Origin of the sequence: Saccharopolyspora galaxeae (assembly GCF_016526145.1) — a bacterium.
GTDB lineage: Bacteria > Actinomycetota > Actinomycetes > Mycobacteriales > Pseudonocardiaceae > Saccharopolyspora_C > Saccharopolyspora_C galaxeae.
In genome coordinates this window covers 40,850-67,395 of sequence record NZ_JADDUE010000017.1, presented here as the reverse complement: position 1 = coordinate 67,395, position 26,546 = coordinate 40,850, and the positions used below count along the sequence as shown (strand labels likewise).

Genomic DNA, 26,546 nt, shown 5'->3' with positions numbered 1-26,546 from the left:
GCCTCTCAGCGCTACACGAAGACGTTCTGCATGAACAGGATGACCGACTCCGCGGCTCCCTGGAGGCTGCCGCCGACCCCCTTCACCACGCCACCGGCCTGCGTTGGGGCGGCGAACAGGAAATAGAGGAGGAAGGCGACCCCGGCCCATGTCAGGATCTTTTTGACGTTCACTGCGATGCACCCCGTCCGAAACTGCCTGTGATCAAAGTGGCGCCTGCCGATCTGTTGTACCGCACTCGGCGCCGCTAGGGCAGCCATGTACCGCGCTTGGGGCAGCGGAAGACCGCTCGGCGCGGATCAGCTACCGTCCGTGTCGGTGATCGTAGCGAAAGAGCCCTACATCCGTTGCGTGGGAGCCGTGGTGCACGCCGCGGACGGACGATTGTTGCTGGTACAGCGGGCGAACGAGCCCGCGCGGGGGAAGTGGTCGCTGCCGGGTGGGCGCGTGGAGAGCGGAGAAACCGATCATTCGGCGGTACGGCGCGAGGTCGCCGAGGAAACCGGACTCTCCGTGATCGTCGGTGCGCTGCTCGGGCGCGTGGTCCGGCCCGGCCGCGGTGCCGGCTACGAGATCTTCGACTACGCCTGCCGAACCGGCGAGACCGCTCTTTTCCCTGGTGACGACGCCGCCGACGCGATGTGGGCGGATGGTGCGACGTTCGCCACAATGCGCGCCGACGGGCTGCTGACCGAAGGTCTGGCGGACTCGTTGCGGTCTTGGAGCAGCCTTCCGCGGGAGATCCCTCCCGAGTGATCTCGGCATTTCCGGCATTTCGTCGAACCGTGATCGTGATCTGCGATTTTCACCCGTTTCGCCGTGCCGGGGGCGTGTCGTATCGCACCGCTTACCACCCCCGACCGCTCGATCGACACCGGGTATGGTGAGTCGCTGGCCGGTGCGAGCAAGCGGCGACCGGCCGATCCCCGGCAGGAGTCCACGGCCAGGAGGAGGTGAGGGATCGTGAGCGGCAGTGCCGATAGCGCGCTTCCGAGTAGTACCAACCGCATCCCCGCCTGGGAGGCCATCCGAGACTAGGCCGGTTCCAGGCGCCGGACCCAGGGGTCGCAGGCGCCGGCGGGGATGCGCGATCCGGGATGTGATCTCGCCCAGGCCCGAACCCCCGCCGTTGGAGGTCCCGCCGTGCCCAGCCTGCCTTCGCTCGTCCGGCGCAATCGCGGTGCGCGCAACCACCGCCGCACCCCTGCGGCTCCGGTCGCCGAGTCGGCCTACATGGTCGACTGCGGCGTCTACGTCGACGGCGCCCGGTTGCCCGGGAACTGGACGCACGCCGCGGCGATCGAGGAAGTCCGCAGGCGCGACTCCGGTTTCGTCTGGATCGGGCTGCACGAACCGGACGAAACCCAGCTGGGCGTGCTCGCCGAGACCTTCGGCCTGCACGAGCTCGCGGTCGAGGACGCGGTGCACGCGCATCAGCGCCCGAAGCTGGAGCGCTACGACAGCACGCTGTTCATGGTGCTCAAGACCGTCCGCTACATCGCGAACGAGAAGCTGACCGCGAACAGCGAGATCGTCGAGAGCGGCGAGCTGATGGCCTTCGTCGGCCGCGACTTCGTGATCACCGTGCGGCACGGCAAGCACGCCGGGCTCGCGGCCGTCCGCAAGCAGCTGGAGGCCGATCCGGAGCAGCTCGCGCTGGGTCCGGCAGCGGTGCTGCACGGCATCTCGGACTACGTGGTGGACAGCTACCTGGAGGTCACCGAGGCCATCCAGGACGACATCGACGAGATGGAAGCCGCGGTGTTCGCGCCCCGCACCAAGATCGAGGCCGAGCAGATCTACCTGATGAAGCGCGAGGTCATGGAGCTGCGGCGGGCGGTGATGCCGCTGGCGAAACCGCTGCAGCGGCTGGCCGAGGGCTACACCCCGGCGGTGCCGGAGCAGGTGCGCTCGTACTTCCGCAACGTCGAGGACCACCTGACCACGGTCTCCGAGCGGGTCGCGTCCTTCGACGAGCTGCTGACCACGCTGGTCGACGCCACGCTGGCCAAGATCACGCTGCAGCAGAACACCGACATGCGCAAGATCTCCGCGTGGGTCGCGATCATCTCCACGCCGACGATGATCGCCGGGATCTACGGGATGAACTTCGAAACCATGCCCGAGCTGCAGTGGGCTTTCGGCTATCCGGTGACGCTGCTGGTCATGATGATCGCCTGCGTGGTGCTGTTCAAGATCTTCCGCAGGAACAGGTGGTTGTGACCGTGTGTTGTAACGTGTTGAGCCGTCCGTGCGATGTACTGGACGGTGCCGCACCACCTCAGGTGCGCACGGTCATCGGAAATGCACAGCCGTCGGGTGCGCCATGAGGGGCACCCGGTCATGAGACGGACGCAGTCCCCGGGTGCGCACGGTCCCGATCTTCATCGATCAACCGCCGCTGGGCGCCCTGCCGAGATTCCCCCGCCGTGCCGTTGGGAGGTAGCCGTGTCGATCACTTCGCGCGTCAATGGGCCGCGCCGGGACGCGATGGGATCGCGTGCGTTCGCCCGCCGCCGGCTGCCGCTGGGCGGCTCCGGCAAGGCGCGCCCCGGTCGAAGTCCCGTGCCGCGCCGGGTCCGAAAACCCGGCGCGATGTGGGACGCGACGCCCGTTTTCGCCGCGCACGCCCGAGCTGCGCGCGCCTGAGCCGCGCACGCCGGGATCGCGCTGATCCCGCGGCGGCAGCGCCCCACATCGTGAGCCGCAAGTTCGATTCGATCGTCTCGCTCACGCTGCCGGGAGGCACCGTCATGACTCGTCTCGCCACCAACAAGCTGACCCTGCTGTTCGCGCTGATCATGGGCTGGATCTTTACCCTGTTCGTGATCATCTCGCAGCAGCTCTGAGGGCCCACGACGCGGCCGGAGTCCGTCCGGGTGAGCCGTCCCGCCTGCCCGGCTCACCCGTTGCGCGGACGCCGCCGGTCGGCGCGCTGATTCCGGGTTAGAAACCCCGCACCGAAACTCGCTGCGCAAGGAGTGGTGCGGATGTTCGTCCCCAAGCGTCCCGGCGGCGCCCTGCTCGCGCCCGTGCTGATCGTCCTGTGCACGGCCGTGCCCGCGCAGGCGCACCCGCGGATTCCTGCGGATGCCCGGATCGTCGAGCTCACCAACCAGGCCAGGGCGGCGGCGGGCTGCGGCCCGCTCGTCCCCGATCCGCGGCTGATGGGCACGGCAGGCGATCACGCCGGTGACATGGCCGGGCACGACTACTTCGCGCATTCCCGGCCGTTGAGCCGGCTGCTGCACCTGCTGCCCGGCGCCGGGCGGGTCGGCGAGAACATCGCCGCGGGCCGCGGGGCCGCGGACGGCACGTTCCAGCAGTGGATGAACAGCCCCGGCCATCGCGCGAACATCGAGGACTGCGCCTACACCAGCATCGGCGTCGGCCACGGCTACTCGCCGCACAGCCGCTACGGCCACTACTGGGTCCAGCAGTTCGCAGGCCCCTGACCCCGCCGCGCTACTGCGAAGGTTGCGGGCGCATCGCCAGCCGGGCCAGCAGGTTGCGGCCCTGTTCGGCGTGCCGGGGTTGGGCGAGCACGTCGTAGCGGCCCGCGACGAGCTGGCTGGCGGAGGAGAAGTCGCGGCGGCCGCGCATCGAGGCGTAACCGGCGGCGGCGAACACCAGCCCCACCAGCACACCGCCGCCCAGCCCCACCAGCACGGAGCCGAGCAGGTTGCCGCCGGAGGTGGCCGACCAGGCCACCAGCAGCCCGAAGAACAACCCGATCCACGCGCCGGAGGCCGCGCCGCTGCTGAGCACCCGCGTCCAGTTCAGCCGCCCGGTGATCCGTTCGACCAGCATCAGGTCCACGCCGACGATCGTGACGTCCTGCACCGGGAAATCGCTCTGCACCAGGTGGTCGACCGCGCGCTGCGCTTCTTCGTAGGTGCCGTAGGAACCGATCGGCCACCCCGTGGGCGGGGTCGGCATGTTCGGTGAACCCGGCGCCGACCGGGCCGGGCCGGAAAACGGGTAGGACACCGCTGACACCTCCGTGGAGCGCACAACCTGCCGGGACGCGGAGACGCCGGTCGTCCGCAGGGGTTCTGCCACCGACCGTTTCGTGCCCCGTTGTCCCTTGACCCCAGGCTACCCGGTCACCCCGGGGTGGAGATCGACTCGGGGCGTGGTGCCCGCAACGACCACGGTGCGATCGGCGCGCGCCCGCCGGTGACCGTGCGCAGTGCGCGGCCGGCCGCCTTCCGGTCGGTCCACCAGGAGTAGCCGAGCACGGCGAGGATGAACGGAACCACGTCGCCGACGGCGAAGTCGCCCGCCTGCTCGATGCCGGGCACCCCGGAGAGGCCGCCGACCAGCAGGCTCAGCGAGTTGTTCGCCACGTGCAGGCCGATCGCGGCCTCCAGTCCGCCGGTGCGCACGGTCAGCCAGCACATCGCGCCCGCCATCACCAGCAACTCGCACCACACCAGCGGGTCGGTGTAGCCGTGCCCGCCGAGGAACAGCACGGAGGTGAGCACGATCGCCGGCCACGGCGTGCGGAACCAGGCGGTGAAGGTCTGCAGCAGGAAACCGCGGAAGACGAACTCCTCGGCGGCGCTTTGGAACGGGACCAGTAGCAGCGCCAGGATCGCCACCCGCGCGTAGGCCCACCAGCCGGGGAAGCCAGGTCCGGTGGGCGTGCCGGTGATCCAGCTGATCAGCCCGGCAACGCCGAACGCCACCGCGAGCACGAGCGCGGCGCGCAGCAGGCACTCGCCCAGCCACGGCCACCGCAACCGGCCTTCCACCCCGGCGAGTTCGCCCATCGGCCGCTGCTGCACCCACTTCGTGGTCAGCAGCACCGGCGGAAGCAGTGCGACCAACGCGCCGAACGACACCACCAGCAGCACGAAATCGTCCTGCAGGACCTTGTCGATGACCGCGGGGTCGGCCAGCAGGATCGCCGCGTGCGTCTGCTCGAAGCCGAGCGGGAACAGCGTGAACAGCACGAGCAAGGTCATCGCCGCGATCAGCGCGACGAAGGCGAACAGCACCGCCACGAGCAGCGCGACCAACGGCCGCCACCAGGTGTGCGCGGTGTTGCGCGCGAGCAGGTGGTACGGGGTGCCGGGGGCGGCCGAGGGCCGCACGGTCTGCTGCTGCGAGAAAGCGCTCACGCCGATGATCGTAATGGTCAGGACTCCGCCGCCGGGGTCGGCGCGCTCGCCCGGACGTCGGCGGGCGGCGCGCTTTCGCCTTCGGAGCGTTCCGGCCGTGGGCGGGGACGCAGCAGGTCGGCACTGGACAGCAGCACCATCTGCGCGTAGGCCGCGACGAGCGTGGTCGGCAGCAGCCAGCCGGTATCACCGAACCTCGGGATCACCACCAGCACCGCCACCGCGAAAACAGCCGCCGACAACACCGCAGCCAGCAACCGGCCGGAGGCGCGGTACCCCAACGCGGCAAGCCAGGTCAGCACTACGGCAACCCCGGCCACACCGGTCGGCCCGAGCCGGAAACCGGCGTTCGCCGCCCACAGCAACACCGCCACCAACGCCGCTGCGACGAAGCAGGCGGGAACCCAGCGGCCGAGGCCGTGCCCGTGGCTCATCAGCCGGTAGCCGAGCCACAGCGCGAAGACCGCCGCTAGCAGGAACGCCACCGCGGAAACCGCGGTGAGCTGGAACGGGGCGAAGCCGAACGGTGCGTGGACGTAGCCCCGGCCCGGGAGGATCGCGCAACCTGGCGAGGATCGCAGCGGTAGGGGCGAGCAGTGTCCGGCAACGCCCGGAACCGCTCCGCCGATCCCGGTCAAGCCCACCGCGCCCGCGCCCAGGAACGCCACCAGCGCGGCCCTGCGGGGTGCGGCGATCGCCAGCACCACGGCCATCAGGAGCGGTTTGACCAGCGTCATCGCCCACCGGCCGAGGAACCGCAGCACTCCGGTGCTACCCGGGCGCACGGCGCGGTAGGCGATCAGGCCGGAACGGATCGCGATCGAGGCCGTCCGGCGCTCGCCCAGATCGCCGACCCGTTGGCGGCCCACGGCGTACCGCCGCACGTCGTTGCCGAGCCGCTGCGGCTCCGGCACGTCCGGTTCCTGACGCTCACCCGGATCGGCGCCGGTTGCGACGGTGCCGACGAACGGCAGCTCGCGCGCGGCGATGGTCCAGTGCAGCCGTTCGTTGACCAGCGCCTTGGTGGAGGTCAGGGCGTGCTCCTGGTCCGGGGCGTCGAACAGCGCGGTCAGCTCGGCGCGGACCTGATCGGCGTGCTTGCTCCACAACTCGCCGAGGAAGTCCCGCCAGCCCTCGGATTCCGCAGCCTCGCCGAGCTCCTGGCGGGTCGGCGTGGTGACGATCGCGCGGAACCGCTCGGCCAGGCCGCTGGCGCCGAGGTCGGCGTTGTGCCGCACCAGCCGTTGCGGTGCCACCAGCAGCTCGGTCAGCGCGGATGCGGCGTCCAGTCGGCCCCACATCCAGTCGTTGGCCCGCCAGCGCGCGGACAGGAACGCGCCGAAGTTGCCGAGGTCCCCGCCGCGCACCTTGTCCGCCACGCGCAACTCGCTCGCGCCGCCGCGCGCGAGCGCCTCGAACGGCAACGCGGACGGTGCATCGCTGACCACGCGCAAGAAGTTGATGTGGTCGCCGGGCACCCGGCCCACGTCCAGCGGAGCGGTCAGCACGACCAGCGCGCGCAGCGTCTCGGGCCGCCGGTCGGTGCGTTCGAGCAGGTCGTAGCCGCACTGCGCGGGCGCTTCGACGTGCGCGCGCGGCGGCACAGCGGTGCCGATCCGGTCGGCGATGCCGTGCAGCACGGCGTTCGCCTCGGCGACCGCGTCGACGCCGTCCGGGTCGTGCGGCACCGCATCGGCACCCGATGAGTCCACTATGGACATCAGTTCGCCCGCGAAGTCCTCCAGCGCCCGCTGGAACCGCTTGCCGTGGCGCACCTCCGCCAGCACCGCGCCCAGCAGCGGCCGCACCGGCGACGGCAGGTGGTGCTGCAGCCGGTCGCGGCGCTCGGCCACCCGCTGGACCCAGTCCGCCAGCTCGTCGGCGGCCACGATCGGTTCCATCCGCGCACCGTTGATCCAGTACCGGTCCGCGTGGCCTTCCAGCACCTCGCCGAACGTGCGCAGCCGGTACAGCTCCGTCTTGCACGCGCTGAGCACCGGCAGCTGCTCCCGGTCGGCCCAGCGTTCGGCATCCCGCGCCCAATCCAGGCATTCCTGCACACCCGAGAGCAGGCCGCGCACGTCGTCGAAGACCTCGCCCGGCGCGGCGGCGGCGCGGCGCGCCAGCCCGCCGGAGAGCTCGCGGTCCAGTCGCGTGCCCGCCTGCGGGGACCAGCCGGCCAGCGGATCCCCGACCACCGGCGGCAGCAGCCTGCCGTCCTCGGTGCCGGCCGGTTCGGTGAGCAGCCGCAGCACCGCCTGGGCATCCAGCTCCGCGCGCACGACCGCGTTCTGCGCTTGCACCTCCGCCGCCTGCGCCAGCAGCACGCCTTGCCGCGCAACGGGTTCCGCGGCCAGCAGCGGCGCGAAAACGGACCGCCGCCGCAGCTCGGTGCGCTGCACCGCCCGGTTGTGCCACTCCAGCGCGTCCAGATCCGCCAGCAGCGACTCCTGCGACATCCGCGCGCGCAGCGCCGTGGAAGCCACCGGCAGCGCGAGCTGACTGCCCCGCCCTTCCGGAGCCACTTCCGGCTCCGGGTTCAGGTACAGCAGCCAGCGCGTGCTGGGCCGCTCGGTGGGCACCGCGGCCATCTCGCGGATCGCGGCGGTCACCGGGATGTTGTCCAGCACCCCGCCGTCGATCACCCGGAACGCGCGGGAATCGGTGGCGGTTTCGGAGAACACGCCGAACATGTCCGGCTCGCCCGGCGGCGCGGCACCGGTTCCGGAATGCACCTGCGCAGGCTCGAACGCGAACGGGAACGACGAGGTGGCGCGCGCGGCCTCGGCCAGCTGCAGCGCGGTGGCCGGGAAGTCCTTGCCGGTGCCGAAGTCCGACAGCGGCTGCCCGGACCTGCCCCGGTGCCGGAAGTGGAACGAGGCGGTGCGGCGCTGCTCGAGCAGCGACCCGGACCGGGCGTCGAAGTGCCGCTCCAGCACCGGGTCCAGCAGCGTCGCCGTCAGCAGCAGGTCCAGCCGGTCGCCGAGGTCGCGGGCCTGCTCCGCGGGCGGGACCCGCTCGGTGATCAGGCGGGCCAGTTCGGCGCGGAAGTAGGCGTCGCCCGCCAGCAGCGAGTCCGGCCGCGGCTGCCAGAAGCGCGGCACCGCCCGGGACATCGCCTCCAGGTCGGCCAACCGCACCCACAGCCCGCGCATGTCCGCGAACGGCATCCCGTAGACGATCGATGCGGACAGCAGCGTGGCGTTCAATCCGCCCGCGGAGGCGCCCGCGAGCACGTCCACCGAGACCTGGTCGTAGCCGGCCAGACCGGCCAGCTTCGCCCACGGGTGCTCGCGGGGCTCGGCGGTGGCGCGGCGCAGCTCGTCGATCTCCGCGACGGCGCCGCCGATCCACACCGCCAGGCTCGCCCCGCCGCGCATCGCCAGCGCGAGCCGGAGTTCGCGCTCGTTCTCGGTGTGCCGCTCGCGCCCAGCCGCCGGATGCGCGCCGCCGCCGTCCATGCCGCCGCCCCTCGGTCGATCCGATCCGAGCCGGCAGCGGCGGACCCGCGACCACCCCCGACGACCCGTTGATCACAACCTACCGCGCTTCGGCGACGACGAGGTACGTCCGCACGGGCGGAACTCGCGAGATCCCGCGCAGCCCGCACGCGCGGAATCAGCTCTCCGGCGGCGTCCAGGGATCCTGCCGGGACATCCCGGCGGCGCGGCCCTTGCCCGCGATCACCAGCGCCATCTTGCGGGACGCCTCGTCGATCATCTCGTCGCCGAGCATCGCCGCACCGCGCTTGCCACCGGCTTCCGAGGTGTGCCACTCGTAGGCGTCCAGGATGTTCTCGGCGTGGTCGTAGTCCTCCTGCCGCGGCGAGAACAGCTCGTTCACCGCGTCCACCTGCGCCGGGTGCAGCACCCACTTGCCGTCGAAGCCCAGCGCCGCCGACCGGCCGCCGACCCGCCGCAGCCCCTCCAGGTCCTTGATCGCCAGGTACGGACCGTCGATCGCCTGGATGTCGTGCGCCCGCGCGGCCATCAGCAGCCGCATCAGGGTGTAGTGGTAGGCGTCGCCGACGTCGTAGCCGGGCGGCTGCTCACCCACGACCAGCGAGCGCATGTTGATCGAGGCCATGAAGTCCGCGGGTCCGAAGATCAACGCCTCCATCCGCGGCGTCGCGCCCGCGATGGCGTCCACCTCGACCAGCCCGCGGGCGTCCTCGATCTGCGCCTCGACGCCGATCCGGCCTGGCTCCAGCCCGTTCGCCCGCTCGATCTGGGACAGCGTCAGGTCCAGCCAGCGCACCTGCTCGGCGCCCTGCACCTTCGGCAGCATGATCGTGTCCAGGTTCGCCCCGGCGCCCTCCACGACCTCGATCACGTCCCGGTAGGTCCATTCCGTGCTGAGGTCGTTGACCCGCACCGACCGGATCTTGCCGTCCCAGCCGCCCTCGTTGAGCGCGTCCACCACCCGGCCGCGGGCTTCGGCCTTCGCCAGCGGCGCGACCGCGTCCTCCAGGTCCAGGAAGAACGAGTCCACCGCCAGACCGCGCGCCTTGTCGATCATCTTCGCGCTCGAACCGGGAACGGCCAGGCAACTGCGGCGGGAACGCTGATCCACGAAAACCTCCTCGTCGAGCACGGCATCCGGTATCTATCACGCGCGGCGGCCGCCGGAGGTGTGACGAACGTCTTGGTGCCCGTCCCGGACCGCCACGACATGCGCTCGGATCTCGCTGCGACTGCCCGTGCCCGCCGGGCCGACTAGCCTGATCAGCGTGGCAGCCACCGACAGGGTGTACGCGGCGCGAGTCGCCGGACTCGCCGTGTTCGGGCCGGACGGCGAGTCGATCGGGCGGGTGCGCGACGTGGTGGCCGGGCTGCGGATCGGCAGCCAGCCGCCGCGAGTGCTCGGCCTGGTCATGGAGATGGCCCCGCGCAGGCGGATCTTCGTGCCGATGCTGCGGGTGACCCGGATCGAGCCGAACGCGGTCACCCTCGCCACCGGCTCGGTCAACATGCGCCACTTCCACCAGCGCCCCAACGAAGTCCTGGTGCTCGGCCAGCTGCTCGACGCGAAGGTCACGGTGGCCGCCTCCGGCGCAGCGGCCGTGCTGGTGGACGCCGCGCTGGAGCAGACCCGCACGCGGGACTGGCGGATCAGCAGGCTCGCGGTGCGGGAACGCTCCGGGCGGCTGGGACGGCGCGGAGCGGTGCAGGTGCTGGAGTGGGACCAGGTCAGCGGCCTCGCCGTGGCCGAGCTCAGCGGCCGTCCGCAGGGCGTCGAGCAGCTGCTGACGATGCTGGACACGATGCGCGCCGTGGACGTCGCCAGCACGCTGCACGAACTGCCCGCCAAACGGCGCTACGAGGTCGCCGAGGCGCTCGACGACGAACGGCTCGCCGACGTCGTGGAGGAGATGCCCGAGGACGACCAGAAGGACCTGCTGACCCACCTCGGCGAAGACCGGGCCGCGGACGTGCTCGAGGCGATGAGCCCGGACGACGCCGCCGACCTGCTCGCCGAACTGTCCGAAGGGGACAAGAACCGGCTGCTGGAGCTGATGGAGCCCGCCGAGTCCGCGCCGGTCAAACGGCTCCTGGCGTACTCCTCGGACACCGCGGGCGGGCTGATGACCCCGGAAGCGGTCGTGGTCGGGCCGGACGCCACGATCGCCGAGGCGCTGGCGATGGTGCGCAACGCCGAGCTGCCGGTGGCGCTGGCCAGCATGGTCTTCGTCTGCCGCCCGCCGTCGGCCACGCCGACCGGGCGCTACCTGGGCTGCGTGCACATCCAGCGGCTGCTCCGCGAACCACCGTCCACTTTGGTCGCCGGGGCGCTGGACACCGGGCTGGCGAGCCTGCCGCCGACGGCCTCGCTGGCCGAGGTCACTCGCTACTTCGCCGCCTACAACCTGGTTTGCGGCCCGGTGCTGGACGACCAGGAGCACCTGATCGGCGCGGTCACCGTGGACGACGTGCTCGACCACCTGCTGCCGGAGAACTGGCGGGAGAGCGGGCTGCCGGACCGCGACGATCCCGCCGCGCCGGGTGATCCGCGAACCGGCGCCGCGGCGGCGCGGAGAGCGAGCGACGATGCCTGAACTGCTGCCCCGCCGCCGGCTGGACCAGCCGCGGATGCCGCGCCGGTTCGCCGTGCGGTTCGACCCGGAAGTCTTCGGGCAGGTCTCCGAGCGCATCGCCCGGTTCCTGGGCACCGGGAAGTTCCTGTTCTGGATGACCGTGTTCGTGACCACCTGGATCGCGATGAACCTGTTCGCGGTCGGGCTGGCGTGGGACCCGTACCCGTTCATCCTGCTCAACCTGGCGTTCTCCACGCAGGCGTCGTACGCGGCGCCGCTGATCCTGCTGGCGCAGAACCGGCAGGACGACCGGGACCGGGTCTCGCTGGAGGAGGACCGGGCGCGGGCCGAGCAGACCAAGGCCGACACCGAGTACCTGGCCCGCGAACTCGCCGCGCTGCGCCTGGCCGTCGGCGAGGTGGCCACCCGGGACTACCTGCGCGGCGAGCTGGACCGGCTGCGCGACGAACTGCCCGGCACGGAGAGCGCGGGCGCGCGCCGCCGCCGGGAATCCGCGGAGAGCGCGGGCGAGCGCGACGACGTGCCCTGATGGGGCTCCTCGCAGCGCGCTCGGCCGGCACCGCCAGGTCCAGCACCGCTCGCACGAACTCAGCGGCGCGCGGGCGCCTGCGACGATCGGCGGTCGATCATGCCTGGGCGCGCTGCCCGGGCGGGGCCGGAACGCCACCGGCGGCGAGCTTCTCGCAGATCCGGGCGAACTGTTCCAGCTCCTGCGGCTCGGTCACCGAGAGGAAGTACTGCATCACCCCGGCGAGCTGCGTGCCGGCTGCAGACCGTAATCGGTGTTCACCGGCTTCACTGATCACCGCGAGCACTCCCCTGCCGTCCGAATCCACCCGGACCCGGTGCACCAGCCCGATCCGCTCCAGCCGGTCCACCAGCCTGGTCACCCCGGACCGGGACAGCAGAACCGCGTCCGCCAGCTCGGTCATTCGCAATCGCCGCTCCGGCGCCTCGGCCAGTGCGCGCAGCACGTCGTAGGCCGCGAGCGTGAGCCGCTGCTGGGCGATCAGGTCCCCTTCCAGGCACCGCGTGACGCGGGCGTGGGCGCGCAGGAAGGCGCGGTAGGCCGTCATCTCGCCACTAGTGGGTAATCGGTCAAGACCTATCTCGGTCACGATGCGTAATACTACGGAGGGCAGTCAGATGAATGCGAAGCGCCCCCGTGTTTGTTCATGTCAGCACGTCGGAGCCGGTGCCTGGAATAATCCAGCGCACGGGACCGCTGCGGCGAGCGCAAGCACGTCGAACCCGGGCGCGACGATCGCCGGGCCGGCCGCCGGGCGGTCACGCCCCGCGCACCCCTCGCCCGCCCCCATGGGGCTACCGGTCCGTAACATCACTTTCCGGTCAGTAGCATGAGGGGCAACCAGTCCCCGCAGGAAGGGTCGGTGTCACCGCAACCGTGACCAGCACGTACTCCGCTCCCACGGAAGAGGCCGTCCGCCAGGCCCTCGGCAAGGTCGATGACCCCGAGATCCACAAGCCGATCACCGAACTCGGCATGGTCAAGTCGGTCACCGTCGGCGAGGACGGCAAGGTGGACGTCGAGGTCTACTTGACCGTCCAGGGCTGCCCGATGCGGGAAACCATCACGCAGCGCGTCGACCAGGCCGTGCGCGAGGTCGACGGGGTGCGCGAGGTGACCGTCGAACTCGACGTGATGAGCGACGAGCAGCGCTCCGAACTGCGCAAGCAGCTGCGCGGCGACTCCGAGGAACCGCGCATCCCGTTCGCCGAGCCCGGCTCGATGACCCGGGTGTACTGCGTGGCCTCCGGCAAGGGCGGCGTCGGCAAGTCCAGCGTGACGGTCAACCTGGCCGCCTCGATGGCCGCGCGCGGGCTGTCGGTCGGCGTGGTCGACGCCGACATCTACGGGCACTCGGTGCCCCGGATGCTGGGTTCGGACGGCAAGCCCACCCAGGTGGACAAGATGATCATGCCGCCGCAGGCGCACGGCGTGAAGGTGATCTCCATCGGGATGTTCACCCCGGGCAACACGCCGGTCGTGTGGCGCGGGCCGATGCTGCACCGCGCGCTGCAGCAGTTCCTCTCGGACGTGTTCTGGGGCGACCTGGACGTGCTGCTGCTGGACCTGCCGCCCGGCACCGGCGACGTCGCGCTGTCCACCGCCCAGCTGATCCCGAACGCCGAGATCCTGGTGGTGACCACGCCGCAGCAGGCAGCCGCCGAGGTCGCCGAGCGCGCCGGGGCGATCGCGATGCAGACGCGGCAGCGGCTCGCCGGGGTCGTGGAGAACATGTCCTGGATGGAGCTGCCCGACGGGCAGCGCATGGAGGTCTTCGGCAGCGGCGGCGGGCAGATCGTGGCGGACTCGCTGACCCGCTCGATCGGCCACGATGTCCCGCTGCTGGGCCAGGTCCCGCTGGACACCCGGCTGCGGGAGTCCGGGGACAGCGGGACTCCGCTGGTCATCGAGGCGCCGGACGCGCCGTCGTCGAAGGTGCTCGCCGACGTCGCCAAGCGGCTGTCCACCCGCGCCCGCGGCCTGGCGGGCCAGCTGCTGTCCGTCTCCCCCGCTTGATCGCCGCGAGTGGGCGGACCGTTCGGCCAATCCAGCCGGACCAACAGTCCGTTCACTCGATCAGCAACTCCGGGTTCCGCGAGTGGGCGGACCATTCGTCCGAACCAGCCGGGCCAGCGGTCCGTTCACTCCGGGCGCGGATCAGATCGAGCGGGCGACGGCGAGCAGGCCGTCGCCGACCGGCAGCGCCACTGGAACGAGGCCCTCGTCGGCGCGGATGGCCTGGGTGAGTTCGCGCAGCGCCGCCGCCCGCGAATCGTGCCGGTCCGCGGTCTCGGGCGGGTTGGTGCCTGCGAACACGATCGCCCCGCCGGGCCGCAGCAGCCGCGACCCGACCTCCAGGTACATCGGATATCCGCTCGGCGCCGCGTCGACGAACATCAGGTCGTAGGCGCCCTCCGCGAGCCGCGGCAGCACCTGATCGGCGAGGCCCGTGATGAACCGGGTGCGCGACCGCGGCACCCCGTCGGCCGCGAGCGCTTCGCGCGCGATGCGCTGCGCGGTCGGGTCGAGATCGATCGAGGTCAGCAGTCCGCTCGGGGCCATGCCCGCGAGCAACCAGCGAGCCGAGTCGCCGGTGCCGGTGCCCACTTCGACGACCGCCTTCGCGCGCAGCACCGCGGCCAGGAAGCGCAGCGCGGCGCCGGTCGATGAGTCGATGAGCGCGCCGTCGGCGGCCACGGCCGCGGCCTCGGATTCCTCGGCGACGGCCTGCCGCCCGGCGGCGTCGCCGAGCAGCCTGCCCGGCCGGTCCAGCGGACCGGGATCGATCGACGTCTCGGGTATCACGGGTAACAAGATTATCTCTGAAGGGCATTCAGTTGTGCGGAACGAGCACATCGTTAGCCGCCCGTTTCTTCCCCGCACCCGCCACTCGCTGGGCCGATCGAGTGAAAACCGGTTTCTCAGGATGCTCTCAGGGCGCTTTCATACCTGCCTCACCCGCGCGCGAAACAGTGGTGCATGACGGGCCGATGTCCCGTGCACACGCCGGCGATCCCGCCGGTACCCCGCCAACAACGCTGCAGCTCGGGAACAACGTCGATGCTCCGCTCGTTCTCCGGATGCAACCGCCGCAGGAGGTGGCTTCTCGTCCGATGCCAACACAGTCGATGAGTCCGGCTCAGCACGCCGAACAACACGCCGGCACCGCGCCCGTGACCGAGACGGGGCCCGTCACCGAGACGGCACCAGCCACCGAGACGACCTGGACGCCGCCGTCCTGGGACGAGGTGGTCCGGGAGCACGCCGACCGGATCTACCGGCTGGCATACCGGCTCACCGGCAACCAGCACGACGCCGAGGACATCACCCAGGAAACCTTCATCCGCGTCTTCCGGTCGCTGGCCTCCTACAAGCCGGGCACCTTCGAGGGCTGGTTGCACCGGATCACCACGAACCTGTTCCTGGACATGGCGCGGCGCCGGTCCCGGCTGCGGATGGAAGGTCTGCCGGAGGACACCGACCGGCTGCCCAGCAGCGGGCCCAGCCCGGAGCAGGTCTTCCACGACACCCACCTCGACCCGGACCTGCAGGCCGCGCTGGACGAGCTGCCGCCGGAGTTCCGCGCCGCCGTGGTGCTCTGCGACGTGGAAGGGCTCTCCTACGAGGAGATCGGCACCACCCTCGGGGTGAAGCTGGGTACGGTGCGCAGCAGGATCCACCGCGGACGGCAGATGTTGAAAGCGACCCTGGAAGCGCGTCGCGCGCACGCTCGGGAGGACTCGGCATGACAGGACGGCGAGGGTGGGGTCTGCCCGAGCAGCACCTCGCGCTGGACGCGCTCGTGGCGTTCGTGGACGGCGAACTCAGCGCCAACGCCCACGACCGCGCGGCCGCCCACCTCGCCAGGTGCCCGGCTTGCGCGGCCGATGCCACCGCACAACGGCAAGCGCGGGCCGCGGTGCAGTCCGCGGGCGCGCCGTCGGTTTCCCCCGGCTTGCTGCAGGCCCTGCAATCCATCCCCTCGAACGCGGAACTGCCCGCGCAACCGGACGGCCTGGCGCTGACCGAGGACGGCCAGCTGGTCACCGTCGACCCCAGTGCCCGGCGCGGACGCTTCGGATCCGGCGCGGCGCTGGGTTCGAGCACGCCGCTGGGCGGCGGTCAGCAACCGCTGGGTTCGAGCACGCCGCTCGGCGAAACCGGTCTCGACTCCCGCGGGCAGGCACGGCCCGGGCGCGGCAGGCGAACCGGGGCGGGCGTGGTGTTCTCCAGCCTCGTGCTCGGAGCGCTGGCACTGGTCAGCATGCCGGACGAGCAGGGGCCACCGCCCGCGGTCGGGCCGCTGCCGCACCCCGGCGGCGCCTACGACTCCGCGCTGATCCCGGCTTCGACCGGGCTGCGCACCCCGCCCCCTCCGCCGGCGCCCAGCTTGGCCGCGGTTCCCGGGCCCGGTACCTCCAGCATTCCGGCCGGCCGACCGGCGATGTCGGCTTCCGTCCAGCCTTGACCCCGCCCGCGGTGCCGAGCACCGCGCTCCTACGCGGATTTCACCGCCTCCGAGGCACGATCGAGTCGGGCACCTGTGCCGCTGCGCGCAGCGCCGTGCCGGTGTGATCCACTCGCACGGGTGCCGATCTGTCGACGACTTCGCAGGCCCGGGGAGCGATGAGCGAGCAGCCGAGGAAACCCGCGCAGGGATCCGATCCGGCGCGGCCCGACCAGGCTCGGCCGCACGACCAGGACGGCGGGACGTTCCAGCGAGCGGACGGGCGGGCCGACGGCCGCCCCGCCGAGAACTCCGGGCACGGGCAGTGGCCGGCCGAGACCGCGCAGAACTCCGCCGCGGCTGAGCACGCAGGCAACCCGGACGCGACCGCGCAGCAGCCCCCGGCGATCGATCCGGCTTCGGCCGAGTCGCAACCGCAGCGGCTCGGCGTCCGGCCGGTCCAGCACCCGGAGGTCGACTCGGCGCAGGCCGCCGCGTTCGGCAGGCCGGCGGGCGTCACCGGCGGCTTCGACCCGGAGCGCACCGATCAGCTACCGGCGACCGGTGCCGTTCCCCCTGGCCCCTCCCCGGCTTTGTCGCAGGCGTTCGGCCGACCCCGGGGCACCGCGAGTTCGCTGCAGCGGGAACCGGGCGAGTCGGCGCCTTCCCCGTCCGCCGAGCAGCCGCCCACGTTCTGGAGCGAACGCGGCGAGCACGATCCCTGGCGCAACCCCTCGGCAGGTGCGGTGATGGGGCCGCCCGCGGTCGCCGAGGGCTCCGCTGATTCCGACTCGGACCCGGCTCCCGGTCCGCTGCTGAGCGCGCGGGAGATCCTGTTCGGCCGCCGGGTGCGCCCGCGCGCGCTGGCCGCGCTGGGCGGTGTCGCGGTGCTGCTGGCCGTCGTCGGCGGCTTCGTCGGCCGGATCACCGCCGAGGAGGGCAATCCGCTGACCAATCCGGACGTGACGTTGTCCGAGGTGCAGCCGGGCGCGGACCGCCCGGCAGGCGCCGTGTCCGGGGTGGCGAAGCGGATCGTGCCCGCCGTGGTGTCGGTCGAGGTGCACGTCGGCGCGCAGGGCGGCTCCGGTTCCGGTGTGGTGATCGACGGCGACGGCTACGTCGTCACCAACAACCACGTCGTGTCGATGGCCGCGGACACCCCGAACGCGACCGTCTCCACGGTCTTCAGCGACGGCACCCGGGTGCCCGCGCGGATCGTCGGGCGCGACGTCAAGACCGACCTGGCGGTGATCAAGGTCGACGTGGCCAACCCGACGGTGGCGCAGCTGGGCAACTCGGGAAGCCTCGCGGTGGGCGATCAGGTCATCGCCGTGGGCTCGCCGCTCGGGCTGGCCAGCACCGTCACCACCGGCATCGTCAGTTCGGTGCACCGCCCGGTGCGGCTGGCCGGGGAGGGCAGCGACACCAACGCGGTCGTCGATGCGATCCAGACCGACGCGGCGATCAACCCCGGCAACTCCGGTGGCGCGCTGGTGGACGGCAACGGCGCGGTGGTCGGCATCAACAGCGGGATCCGCACGCTCGGCGAGAGTGGCGGTGAGGGCGGTTCGATCGGCCTCGGCTTCGCGATCCCGATCGACGACGTGCGCCGGATCGCGCAGGAGCTGATCCGCACCGGCAAGGCCAGCCACGCCGATCTCGGGGTGAACCCGAAGTCGGTCAGCGACGGCGTCACCGACGGTGCCCAGGTGCAGAACGTGCGGGACGGCAGCGCCGCCGCGGGCGCGGGCATCGGCGAGGGTGATGTGATCATCAAGGTCGGCGACCGCAAGGTCAGCACGGCCGACGAGCTGATCGTGGCCGTCGACCGGCACCGGGTCGGCGAGACGGTCCCGGTGACGGTGGTCCGGCAGGGGCGTGAGCTGGTGCTGAACGTGGTGCTGCGCTGAACGGCCGCGAAGCTGGGAAAAGTGGCGTTTCCACCGCCGTCCCCCGGGTGGGTAGGCTGGCGGCGGCGCACCGTCGCGAGGTGGCCCGTGCGCGGCGGAGCCGCTCGCGGCCGGGTCACTCGCCGGGTCCGCTGCGCAACCCGGTTGCGCGTTCGTTGTTGAAGCACTCTTGAGGCGAAGGGTGATCCGAGGTGTTCGAGAGCATCGGCTGGGGTGAGATCCTGGTCCTCATCGTTGCCGGCCTGTTCATCCTCGGCCCGGAACGGTTGCCGCAGGGCGCGGCCTGGCTGGGGCGCACCATCCGCCAGGTCAAGGAGTACGCGACGGGCGCCCGCGATCAGCTGCGCTCCGAACTCGGTCCGGAGTTCGACGAGTTGCGCAAGCCGCTGGAGGATCTGCGCGGCATCCGCGACTTCAATCCGCGCACGGCGGTGAGCAAGCACCTGTTCGACGGGGAGAATCCGCTGGATCCGCCGCTCAACGGCAACGGCAACGGCTCCAGTTCCGGTTCCAGCACGGCCAAGCCGCAACCGCAGCGCCCGCTGGACCCGGGCGAACGGCCGCCTTACGACCCGGACGCCACCTGATCGACTGCGCTGGCTGCTGATCCGGAGCACGCAACCAGCACCGCAACGGGATTCCTACGAAACCGACTGCAGTTCGGGTTGGGACGGCTCGGCCGGTTGCGGTTTGCGCGCCCGCAGAACGGCGACCCCGGCCAGCACCAGCCAGCACGCGAGCACCAGCGTCATCCCAGGCCATCCCCACTGCGCATAGGCCATTCCGCCGAGCACTCCGCCGACGCTGCTGCCGCCGTAGTAGGCGAACTGGTACATCGCGGATGCCTGCCCCCGCGCCGACGGCGACGCCAGGAACCCGACCCAGCCGCTGGCCACCGAGTGCGCGGCGAAGAACCCGCCGGTGAACACCACGAGCCCGATCAGGATCACGACGATGTTCCCGGCGAGCAGCAGCGCCAGCCCGGCCAGCGCGGTGCCGAGCCCGGTCAGCAGCACCGGCTTGCGCCCCCACCGGTCGGCGAGCCGTCCCGCTATCGCGGAGGTCACCGTGCCCGCCGCGTAAGCCAGGAACGCCAGCGCGGCCAGCGCGGGCGGCACCGACAGCGGCGGCGCGATCAAGCGGAAGCCGAGCACGTTGTAGACCGCCACGAACGAACCCATGCCCAGCGCGGCCACCGCGAACGGCGCGCGCAGCGCGGGATCGGTCGCCGCGGCGCGCACGCCGGTCAGCAGCGGGCGCCAGCGGAACTCCTGCCTGCGCTGGTGCCGCTCGGTCGGCAGCAGCAGCACGAACGCCACGGTGCACACCCCGGCGAGCAGCGCCACCGCGATCAGCCCGCCGGTCCAGCCGCCGAAGTCGCCCGCGACGCCGCCGAGCAGCCGTCCGGACATGCCGCCGATGGTGGTGCCCGCGACGTAGAGGCCCATCGTGGTGCCGAGATCACGGCCACCGGTCTCGTCGGCCAGGTACGCGGTGGCGACAGCGGCGATGCCCGCCACCGCGGCGCCTTGCACGAAGCGCAGCACGACCAGCAGCGGGAAGTTCGCCAGCCACGGCAGCGCCAACCCGATCACCTCGGCCACCAGCAGTGAGGTGACCATGACGCGGCGGCGCCCGAAGACCTCGGACAGCGTGCCGAGCGGTACCGCGGCCACCGCCAGCCCCAGCGTGCCCGCCGAGACCAGCAGCGCGACCGTTCCCGGCGCGAGCGAGAACGCCTCGGAGAACTGCGGCAGCACCGGTTGCGGCGCGTACAGCAGGGCGAACAGGGCGAGCGCGCCGACCAGCAGCGCCAGTCGGATGCGCCGGATGCGGCTCACGTCGGTTCCACTCACGACAGCGACCGTAAGCAGGGCTAATCAATGCGTCCAATGCACGAGTGCCCGACAATCCATGCTGTGCCGCATGAATCGAGCGTTCCCCGGGAAGCCGCCCAGCTCGCCGCGCATCTGGCGCCGACGCTGGACCTGCTGCGCACCGTCGCCGCGGAGGGGCAACTCACACGCGCGGCCGAGCGGCTCGGCCAGCCGCAGCCCACGGTCAGCCGCGCACTGGCCCGGCTCGCCGAGCACCTCGGCACACCGGTCGTGGCCAAGCAGGGACGCGGCGTGGTCCTCACCCGCGCCGGAGCGCTGCTGACCGAAGCGGCCGAGGAGGCGATGCACGAGCTGGAGAACCGCTGCCGGGCGGTGGTCGAAGAACTCGACCCGCAGCGCGGGCAGGTCGTGCTCGGTTTCCAGCACACCATGGGCCGCGCGCTGATCCCGCAGCTGCTCAGCGAGTTCCGCGAGCACCACCCGAGCGTCCGGTTCGGCCTGGCGCAGGGCTCGCGGGACGACATGCTGGCGCGGATGCGCACCGGCCGGGTCGACCTCTGCCTGGTCTCCCCGGTCCCGTCCGGTGCCGAGTTCGAGGCCGCCGAGGTCACCAGGGAGGAACTGGTCGCCGTGGTCTTCGCCGGGCACCGGCTGGCCGGGCGGGACGACATCCGCCTGGCCGAGCTGGCCGACGACGACTTCGTCGGGCTGCGCCCGGGATACGGGCTGCGCCGCATCGTCACCGACCTCGCCGAAGCGGCCGGTTTCACGCCGCGGTTCGCGTGGGAGGGCGAGGAGGTCGACACCGCACGCGGCCTGGTCGCGGCCGGGCTCGGTGTGACGCTGCTGCCGAAGGCGCTCTCCGGCGCCGCGCCGGGCACCTCCGAGATCTCGCTGCACCCGGCGGCGCACCGCACCATCGGCGTGGTCTGGCCGGCGCGGCGCCCGCTACCGCCAGCGGTCCGGGCGTTCCGCGATCACGTGGCCGGGCGGTAGCGCACCGCCCGGCCCCGACGGTGCTCAGGAAGCCAGGGAAGCAGCTAGCTCCACGAGGCTGCGCGCGGCGAAACCGGTCGCGCCGGGCACCACCTCGGCGTAGGGCTTGTCCGCCCGGCCCGGACCGGCGATGTCCAGGTGCGCCCACGGCACGCCACCGGTGAACTCGCGCAGGAACAGCGCCGCAGTGACGCCACCCGGCCCTTGCGGGGCTTGCCGCACGTCGCCGAGTTCTCCTTGCACGTCCGCGGCGTGGTCCTCCAGCAGCGGCATCGGCCACCACGCCTCGCCGACCCGCTCGCCCGCGTCCCGCACCCGCTGCTGCAGTTCCGGCTCGGTGGCGAACAGTCCGCCGGTGCGCAGTCCGAGCGCGACCTTCATCGCGCCGGTCAGCGTCGCCACGTCGACGATCAGGTCCGGTTCGTGCTTGTGCACCGCGTAGGCCAGCGCGTCCGCGAGGACCATGCGGCCCTCGGCGTCGGTGTTGGAGACCTCGGTGGTCTTGCCGCCGTAGTGCCGCACCACGTCGCCCGGCCGGTAGCTGCTGCCGGAGACGTGGTTCTCCGCGGACGGCACCAACGCCGTCACCCGCACCGGGATGTTCAACCGCGCGATCGACAGCAGCGCGCCGATCACCGCGCCGCCACCGGCCATGTCGGTGCGCATCATGTGCATCCCGTCCGCGGGCTTGAGCGACAGACCGCCGGTGTCGAAGGTGATGCCCTTGCCGACCAGCACCAGGTGCGGACCGGACTTGATCCCCTCGGGCCGCCAGGTCAGCTCCAGCAGCCGGGGCGGGCTCACGGATCCGCCGCCGACCGCCAGCACGCCGCCGAAACCCTTGTCCGCCAACCACTTCTCGTCGCGGACGGCGGCCGTCAGGCCGGGCAGCGACCCGGCGAGCTCGGCGGCCGCACCGGTCAACCACGCGGGGTTCTTCACGTTGGAGGGCGTGTTGGCCAGGTCCCGCGCCAATGCGGTGGCGGCGGCCCACTCGTGCGCCTGCGCGACGGCCTCGCGCAATCCCGCCGGATCCGTGCCTTCGGGGACCACCAGCAGAGCTTTGCGCAGCCGGGGCGCGGTGGGCTTGCCGGTGACCCGGAACCGGTAGTCGCCCAGCGACAACCCGAGCGTCAACGCGGCGACGAGTTCCGCGTCGGCGTCCGCGGGCAACCGCACTTGGAGGTATTCGGCCTCGGTCGCGTCGCCGAGGTCTTCGGGATCGTCCTCGCCGGAGCCTTCACCGAGCCGTTCGCGCGCCGCGCGCGCCAGCGCCGCACCGATGGTGCGCCACTGATCACCGGAACCGGCGCCGACGGTCCAGCCGAACCGCCCGTCCGGCAGCGGAATCGTGCGCACGTCGCCCGCGGAAGCCGTCACTCCCAACGCTTCGAGCGTCGCGGTGTCCACTCCCCACGGTTCGGCGGCCGCAGCCAGGTCCGGGCCAGCCAAATCCGGGCCAACAGCACCGTCGAAGACCGGCACCGCCGCGGGCACGCCGTCCCGCCAGCGGGTCACGACGTCCACTTCGACCAGTGCCGTCGGGATCACCGGGAGCACCGCGTGCTCCCGCGACCGCGAAGAATCGAACACCGAGGAATCGGGCACGGATGGCATTCCTTCCTTGCAACGGGGCGGCCGGTGCGGCCCGCCCCACGGACGACGGCCCCGGCATCGCTGGAATGCCGGGGCCGGACCACGACGATCGGGGGCACGCCGGAGGTTTCGCGGCGGCCTCAGCCGGTGGCCGATTCCAGGGCGTCGCCCAGGTTCTTGGCCTCCTCCAGCGACATCTCGACGACGAGCCGCCCACCGCCCTCAAGGGGGACGCGCATCACGATCCCGCGTCCCTCCTTCGTCACTTCGAGGGGACCGTCACCGGTCCGGGGCTTCATGGCCGCCATAGCGTGCTCCCTCCGTGAACTCTTCCCACCCGCTGATCGCCACAATCAGCCGGGTCCTGGTCCATTCTCCCCCATCCGGAACCAGCCGCGAAACCGAGCCGATCAACTCGTGTCGCTGTTGCGCTGGTCGAATGCCTGCGCCGGGTGGCAGACTCAGCCTCCGTGCAGGCATGTTCAGCACTCCCCGGCTTACCGCGCGATGCGCCTTCGGCTAGCGTCGTGCGGCCATGGCGGCGAATTCGGCGGATCGTCCCTTCGGGACCGCTCGCGCCACGCGCCGTCGCCGGACCGGCACCACCAGTGCATGAGTCCACTGTGGAGGAGGCTGCCGCCGATCCGGCGCGGCACAGCTCATCGCGACGAAAGGGCGAGAAGTGTCCGATGTACTGCTGACCCAGGACAACGACGGCGTGCGGTCGCTGACGATGAACCGGCCGGAGTCGTTCAACGCGCTCAACGTGGAGCTCAAGGTCGCGCTGACCGCCGCGTTGCGGGAAGCCGCCGCGGACGACTCGATCCGCGCGGTGGTGCTCGCGGGCTCCGGCCGGTCGTTCTGCGCAGGGCAGGACCTCAAGGAGCACATCGCGCTGCTGGAAGCCGACGACCCGAGTCCACTGCGGACGGTCGAGGAGCACTACAACCCGCTGATCCGGGCGGTGGCGACGATGCCGAAACCGATCATCGCGGCGGTCGGCGGCAGCGCGGCGGGCGCGGGGGCTTCGCTGGCGTTCGCCTGCGACCTGCGGATCGCATCGGCCGACGCGAAGTTCCTGATGGCCTTCGCCAACGTGGGGCTGTCCACCGACACCGGGGCGTCGTGGACGCTGCCGCGGCTGATCGGCTACGGGCGGGCGATGGAGCTGCTGCTGCTGGCCGAACCGGTGGGCGCCGACGAGGCGTTGCGGATCGGCATGGTCAACCGGGTCGTCGACGCCGGGCAGGCCACCGAAGCGGCAGGCGAGCTCGCCGCGCGGATGGCTACCGGACCGACCAGCGCGTACGCCCGGATCAAGGAGACGATGCGCGCCGCGGCCGCGGAAGGACTCGACGAAGCCCTCGACGTCGAGGCGGGCGCCCAGATCGAAGCCGGCCGGACCGCCGATCACCGCGAGGCCGTCTCGGCGTTCGTGGCCAAGCGCAACCCCGACTTCACCGGCCACTGATCCCACCCGGCGCCGAGTGAACGGCCTGCTCGCCTGGCTAGATTGGGCGGGCGGTCCGTTCACTCACGACGAACAGCTCACTCCGGGGCGGTCGCGCGCCAGCAGCCGGCGAGGTGGTCGTCGACCATCCCGGTCGCCTGCATCAGCGCGTAGCAGGTCGTGGGGCCGACGAACACGAAACCGCGGCGCTTGAGCTCCTTGGCCATCGCCTTCGACTCCGGCGTGATCGCCGGGACGTCGTCCGACTTCTTCGGCCGCGCCCGGGAATCCTGCGGCGCGAACGACCACAGCAGCTCGTCCAGCGGGCGGTCCAGCTCCAGCACCGCGCCCGCGTTCCGGATCGCCGCGTCGATCTTGGCCCGGTTGCGCACGATGCCCGCGTCGGCCAGCAACCGCTGCCGGTCGTCCGGACCGAACTCGGCGACCCGCCGCGGGTCGAACTCGGCGAACGCGCGGCGGAACGCCTCGCGCTTGCGCAGGATCGTCAGCCAGGCCAGCCCGGACTGGAAGGCTTCCAGCGTGATCCGCTCGAACAGCGCCGCCTCGCCGCGCAGCGGGACGCCCCATTCGGAGTCGTGGTACTCGGCGTAGTCCGGCTGGTTCGCTCCCCACGGGCAGCGCGCCCGGCCGTCCGAACCGATCACGACCGCGTCCGGCTCAGCCATCGCGCCGATGCTCCACGCAGAACACCGCGAACCGGTCCAGCGACTTGCGCAGCCCCCATGCGAACGCGGGCCGGACCACCGGCCACGCCGGTCCGGTCCCGGCCGGCAGCGACAAGTCCTCCCACCACACGAACGTCGAGCGGTCGTCGTCACCGCGGGAGATCACCCGGAAACCGCCCTCGCCGGAGATCAGCCGCCCGGTGTGCCGGACGCGGCAGCACAACGGCTCGCGCATCTCGACGATCTCCATCGTGTCCAGGAAACCGAGCCCGTAGAAGCCGGTGAACGCGGCCAGCTGCGAACCGGGACCGCCGTCACCGCGGACGACGTGCACCGAGGTCCCCAGCATCCATTCGCCTTGGCGCGGCCAGTCCGTCGCGGCCGCCCACACCGCCTCCGGCGGCGCCGGGACCGGCACTTCCAGCCGCAGCTGCGCTCTGCCCACCGGACTCACTCCTCCCGATCCGCCGACCGGGCATCGCGCAGCTCCTCGCCGGCCACGTCGAGCTGCCGCTGCAGGACCGCGATCCGGCCGCGCAGGTCGTCGATCTCGCCCGCCAGGCGGTCCATCGCCCAATCCACCTCGGCTGCCTTGTACCCGCGGGCGACCTGCTGGAACCGCAGCGCCCGCACATCGGCACCTTCCACGTCGGTGGCGGGCAGCCGGGTCGGCGTGGAGCCGGGGGGCAACGCCTCCAACTGCTCACCGCGGCCGAAGACCAGGGTCGCCAGCAGGTAGATCACCGCGGCGACCACGAGCACGACGAGGAGGTAGATCAGCGCACTAGCCACGGCACCGATCGTGGCACGGACGCCCGACGGCCGAGCAGCCAGCTCGCACGCCGCTCATGCCTGCGCGGTCGGCTGCACCGGGACGGACCTGTTCTCCAGCACGCCTTCGATGGCGGAGGTGAACTCGCGCCAGGCGCGCCGCTCGTCGTGCAACGCCTCCGTCCCGGAGTGGGTGAGCCGGTAGGTGCGGCGCTGCCTGCCGCCGACCGTGCTCCAAACGCTGTGCACGTATCCGGTGCGTTCCAGCCTGCGCAACGCCGGGTAGACGGTTCCCGTGGGCAGGTCCAGCGCACCGCCGCTGCGGTGCTGCAACGCCTCGATGATCGCGTAGCCGTGCAACTGCCTGCCGTCGAGCGTGGCCAGCAGCAAGGCATCCAGGTGGCCGCGGAGCGCATCAGCCTTCACGAGTAGTCACTCTACGGTGATTCGCAATCACTGTCATCGGCCGGGCACAAGGGGCTGTTGGTCCTTTCCCGATTCGATTCAAGGTGAATTGGCTCACTAATCAGGGGTAGGTGCGCGGGTATCGATCGCCCATCGTGGCCGGTGGACCGCACCGGCAGCCCGTTCGTGGGTGATCACTGCGCCGAACGAGTGGATCGATTCACGACCCTGCTCGATCACCGGGGAAAGCGCCCCACACTTCGGATCACCAGGCACGCCCAGCGGACAGCGTGCCCGCGAGGAGGCAAGGAGCTCGGTGTGCGCGACGACAGCGAACGAAACGCCCCCGGTCCGGCCGACGGCCGCGAGGTCGTCCTGCCCGCACCGCGTCCCCGGCCGGACGCCGCGGAATCGGACGCGGACCGCAACGGTGCCCGCCCGGACCTCGCCGAACTGCGCGCCCGGATAGCGGAGCTGGTCGAAGCCGTGCATCGGATGCCGGAAACCGGCCTGGAACTCGACGAGGCGTGGTGGCGCATCGACGAGCTCGCCAGGGAGGTCGCGCGCAGGCACCCGAGCGCACCGCAGATGCGATCGCGCTGGCTGCGGCTGGCGCCGCTGCTGCGCGAACTGGACCCGGAGCTGCCCATCGCGCACACCGGCAAGCTCGTCGAAGACGCTTTCTGAGGCCGGTCGCACTCGCGGCCGAGCGCCTCCGGCGGACCGCTACCCTACGG

General features: G+C 71.8%; 28 protein-coding genes. 14 read left to right on the top strand and 14 right to left on the bottom strand.

The genetic code is table 11. The features are described 5' to 3' along the window. Positions 1-11: 11 nt before the first annotated feature. The gene (locus INP57_RS27675; protein WP_200073307.1) at positions 12-173 is read right to left on the bottom strand and encodes a hypothetical protein; all 162 of its coding nucleotides are present in this window, start codon (positions 171-173) and stop codon (positions 12-14) included. 145 nt (positions 174-318) lie between these two features. Between INP57_RS27675 and INP57_RS27670 the strand changes: the two genes are divergently transcribed. From INP57_RS27670 to INP57_RS27655, 4 genes are all read left to right on the top strand, one after another. Then, positions 319-756 carry an NUDIX domain-containing protein gene (locus tag INP57_RS27670; RefSeq protein WP_307850319.1) on the top strand — a complete coding sequence of 146 codons (438 nt, stop codon included), beginning with the start codon at positions 319-321 and terminating at the stop codon, positions 754-756. A 327-nt stretch (positions 757-1,083) separates the two neighbouring features. Further along, positions 1,084-2,223, top strand: coding sequence for a magnesium/cobalt transporter CorA (gene corA / locus INP57_RS27665; protein WP_200073305.1), 1,140 nt, complete (start codon positions 1,084-1,086; stop codon positions 2,221-2,223). Between the two features lie 374 nt (positions 2,224-2,597). Beyond that, the gene (locus INP57_RS27660; protein WP_200073304.1) at positions 2,598-2,849 is read left to right on the top strand and encodes a hypothetical protein; all 252 of its coding nucleotides are present in this window, start codon (positions 2,598-2,600) and stop codon (positions 2,847-2,849) included. 141 nt (positions 2,850-2,990) lie between these two features. Then, a complete protein-coding gene (locus INP57_RS27655; RefSeq protein WP_200073303.1) occupies positions 2,991-3,455 on the top strand; it encodes a CAP domain-containing protein in 465 nt (154 codons plus the stop codon). Between the two features lie 10 nt (positions 3,456-3,465). On the opposite strand, the gene INP57_RS27650 is transcribed toward INP57_RS27655, so the two are convergent. The 4 genes from INP57_RS27650 to INP57_RS27635 all read right to left on the bottom strand — a co-directional run bounded on the left by INP57_RS27650 (position 3,466) and on the right by INP57_RS27635 (position 9,698). Next, a complete protein-coding gene (locus INP57_RS27650; protein WP_200073302.1) occupies positions 3,466-3,990 on the bottom strand; it encodes a YflT domain-containing protein in 525 nt (174 codons plus the stop codon). A gap of 116 nt (positions 3,991-4,106) precedes the next feature. Further along, the gene (locus INP57_RS27645; RefSeq protein ID WP_200073301.1) at positions 4,107-5,126 is read right to left on the bottom strand and encodes a CPBP family glutamic-type intramembrane protease; all 1,020 of its coding nucleotides are present in this window, start codon (positions 5,124-5,126) and stop codon (positions 4,107-4,109) included. A 17-nt stretch (positions 5,127-5,143) separates the two neighbouring features. After that, positions 5,144-8,587 carry a patatin-like protein gene (locus INP57_RS27640; protein ID WP_200073300.1) on the bottom strand — a complete coding sequence of 1,148 codons (3,444 nt, stop codon included), beginning with the start codon at positions 8,585-8,587 and terminating at the stop codon, positions 5,144-5,146. Positions 8,588-8,744: 157 nt separating this feature from the next. Further along, positions 8,745-9,698, bottom strand: coding sequence for an HpcH/HpaI aldolase/citrate lyase family protein (locus INP57_RS27635; protein ID WP_295147539.1), 954 nt, complete (start codon positions 9,696-9,698; stop codon positions 8,745-8,747). A 157-nt stretch (positions 9,699-9,855) separates the two neighbouring features. Between INP57_RS27635 and INP57_RS27630 the strand changes: the two genes are divergently transcribed. Both INP57_RS27630 and INP57_RS27625 read left to right on the top strand, forming a co-directional pair. Continuing rightward, complete coding sequence (locus INP57_RS27630; RefSeq protein WP_200073299.1) at positions 9,856-11,181, top strand: magnesium transporter MgtE N-terminal domain-containing protein; 1,326 nt, start codon at positions 9,856-9,858, stop codon at positions 11,179-11,181. Continuing rightward, complete coding sequence (locus INP57_RS27625) at positions 11,174-11,710, top strand: DUF1003 domain-containing protein (RefSeq protein ID WP_200073298.1); 537 nt, start codon at positions 11,174-11,176, stop codon at positions 11,708-11,710. The genes INP57_RS27630 and INP57_RS27625 overlap by 8 nt, the downstream gene beginning before the upstream one ends. Positions 11,711-11,807: 97 nt before the next feature. On the opposite strand, the gene INP57_RS27620 is transcribed toward INP57_RS27625, so the two are convergent. After that, positions 11,808-12,257 (bottom strand): MarR family winged helix-turn-helix transcriptional regulator, encoded by a 450-nt coding sequence (locus INP57_RS27620; protein WP_200073297.1) that lies wholly within the window; start codon positions 12,255-12,257, stop codon positions 11,808-11,810. 329 nt (positions 12,258-12,586) lie between these two features. Between INP57_RS27620 and INP57_RS27615 the strand changes: the two genes are divergently transcribed. After that, positions 12,587-13,726 (top strand): Mrp/NBP35 family ATP-binding protein, encoded by a 1,140-nt coding sequence (locus INP57_RS27615; protein ID WP_200073296.1) that lies wholly within the window; start codon positions 12,587-12,589, stop codon positions 13,724-13,726. 141 nt (positions 13,727-13,867) lie between these two features. Here the strand turns inward: INP57_RS27615 and INP57_RS27610 are convergent, their stop codons facing one another. Further along, positions 13,868-14,515, bottom strand: coding sequence for an O-methyltransferase (locus tag INP57_RS27610; RefSeq protein ID WP_307850318.1), 648 nt, complete (start codon positions 14,513-14,515; stop codon positions 13,868-13,870). Positions 14,516-14,823: 308 nt separating this feature from the next. Between INP57_RS27610 and sigE the strand changes: the two genes are divergently transcribed. From sigE to tatB, 4 genes are all read left to right on the top strand, one after another. Continuing rightward, positions 14,824-15,459 carry an RNA polymerase sigma factor SigE gene (gene sigE, locus INP57_RS27605; protein ID WP_233628405.1) on the top strand — a complete coding sequence of 212 codons (636 nt, stop codon included), beginning with the start codon at positions 14,824-14,826 and terminating at the stop codon, positions 15,457-15,459. Continuing rightward, positions 15,456-16,178 carry a zf-HC2 domain-containing protein gene (locus INP57_RS27600; RefSeq protein ID WP_200073294.1) on the top strand — a complete coding sequence of 241 codons (723 nt, stop codon included), beginning with the start codon at positions 15,456-15,458 and terminating at the stop codon, positions 16,176-16,178. Before sigE ends, INP57_RS27600 begins: the two co-directional genes overlap by 4 nt. Positions 16,179-16,336: 158 nt before the next feature. Next, positions 16,337-18,067 carry a S1C family serine protease gene (locus tag INP57_RS27595; protein WP_200073293.1) on the top strand — a complete coding sequence of 577 codons (1,731 nt, stop codon included), beginning with the start codon at positions 16,337-16,339 and terminating at the stop codon, positions 18,065-18,067. Positions 18,068-18,258: 191 nt separating this feature from the next. Further along, on the top strand, positions 18,259-18,654 hold the full coding sequence (gene tatB / locus INP57_RS27590; RefSeq protein WP_200073292.1) for a Sec-independent protein translocase protein TatB: 396 nt from the start codon (positions 18,259-18,261) through the stop codon (positions 18,652-18,654). Between the two features lie 54 nt (positions 18,655-18,708). Here tatB and INP57_RS27585 read toward each other — a convergent pair whose 3' ends face one another. After that, on the bottom strand, positions 18,709-19,923 hold the full coding sequence (locus INP57_RS27585; RefSeq protein WP_200073291.1) for an MFS transporter: 1,215 nt from the start codon (positions 19,921-19,923) through the stop codon (positions 18,709-18,711). 63 nt (positions 19,924-19,986) lie between these two features. On the opposite strand from INP57_RS27585, the gene INP57_RS27580 reads away from it, so the two are divergent. After that, the gene (locus tag INP57_RS27580) at positions 19,987-20,901 is read left to right on the top strand and encodes a LysR family transcriptional regulator (protein WP_307850317.1); all 915 of its coding nucleotides are present in this window, start codon (positions 19,987-19,989) and stop codon (positions 20,899-20,901) included. A 24-nt stretch (positions 20,902-20,925) separates the two neighbouring features. Here the strand turns inward: INP57_RS27580 and INP57_RS27575 are convergent, their stop codons facing one another. Together INP57_RS27575 and INP57_RS27570 are read right to left on the bottom strand one after the other, a co-directional pair. Beyond that, the gene (locus INP57_RS27575) at positions 20,926-22,398 is read right to left on the bottom strand and encodes a leucyl aminopeptidase family protein (RefSeq protein WP_374220982.1); all 1,473 of its coding nucleotides are present in this window, start codon (positions 22,396-22,398) and stop codon (positions 20,926-20,928) included. A 239-nt stretch (positions 22,399-22,637) separates the two neighbouring features. After that, positions 22,638-22,805: a DUF3117 domain-containing protein gene (locus INP57_RS27570; RefSeq protein WP_200073288.1), complete on the bottom strand. Its 168-nt coding sequence runs from the start codon at positions 22,803-22,805 to the stop codon at positions 22,638-22,640. Between the two features lie 374 nt (positions 22,806-23,179). Here INP57_RS27570 and INP57_RS27565 point away from each other — a divergent pair, with 374 nt between their 5' ends. Beyond that, on the top strand, positions 23,180-23,968 hold the full coding sequence (locus tag INP57_RS27565) for an enoyl-CoA hydratase-related protein (protein ID WP_200073287.1): 789 nt from the start codon (positions 23,180-23,182) through the stop codon (positions 23,966-23,968). Positions 23,969-24,045: 77 nt separating this feature from the next. Here the strand turns inward: INP57_RS27565 and INP57_RS27560 are convergent, their stop codons facing one another. Genes INP57_RS27560 through INP57_RS27545 form a run of 4 tightly spaced genes read right to left on the bottom strand, consistent with a single transcriptional unit; the run spans position 24,046 to position 25,830 of the window. Beyond that, complete coding sequence (locus INP57_RS27560; protein WP_200073286.1) at positions 24,046-24,633, bottom strand: DNA-3-methyladenine glycosylase I; 588 nt, start codon at positions 24,631-24,633, stop codon at positions 24,046-24,048. Beyond that, positions 24,626-25,078 (bottom strand): SRPBCC family protein, encoded by a 453-nt coding sequence (locus INP57_RS27555; protein WP_295148235.1) that lies wholly within the window; start codon positions 25,076-25,078, stop codon positions 24,626-24,628. Before INP57_RS27555 ends, INP57_RS27560 begins: the two co-directional genes overlap by 8 nt. A 5-nt stretch (positions 25,079-25,083) precedes the next feature. Then, entirely contained in the window at positions 25,084-25,425 is a 342-nt protein-coding gene (locus INP57_RS27550) for a DivIVA domain-containing protein (RefSeq protein ID WP_200073285.1), read from the bottom strand. Between the two features lie 54 nt (positions 25,426-25,479). Continuing rightward, positions 25,480-25,830 carry a PadR family transcriptional regulator gene (locus INP57_RS27545; RefSeq protein ID WP_200073284.1) on the bottom strand — a complete coding sequence of 117 codons (351 nt, stop codon included), beginning with the start codon at positions 25,828-25,830 and terminating at the stop codon, positions 25,480-25,482. A 297-nt stretch (positions 25,831-26,127) separates the two neighbouring features. On the opposite strand from INP57_RS27545, the gene INP57_RS27540 reads away from it, so the two are divergent. Next, complete coding sequence (locus tag INP57_RS27540) at positions 26,128-26,496, top strand: hypothetical protein (protein WP_200073283.1); 369 nt, start codon at positions 26,128-26,130, stop codon at positions 26,494-26,496. Positions 26,497-26,546 lie beyond the last annotated feature (50 nt).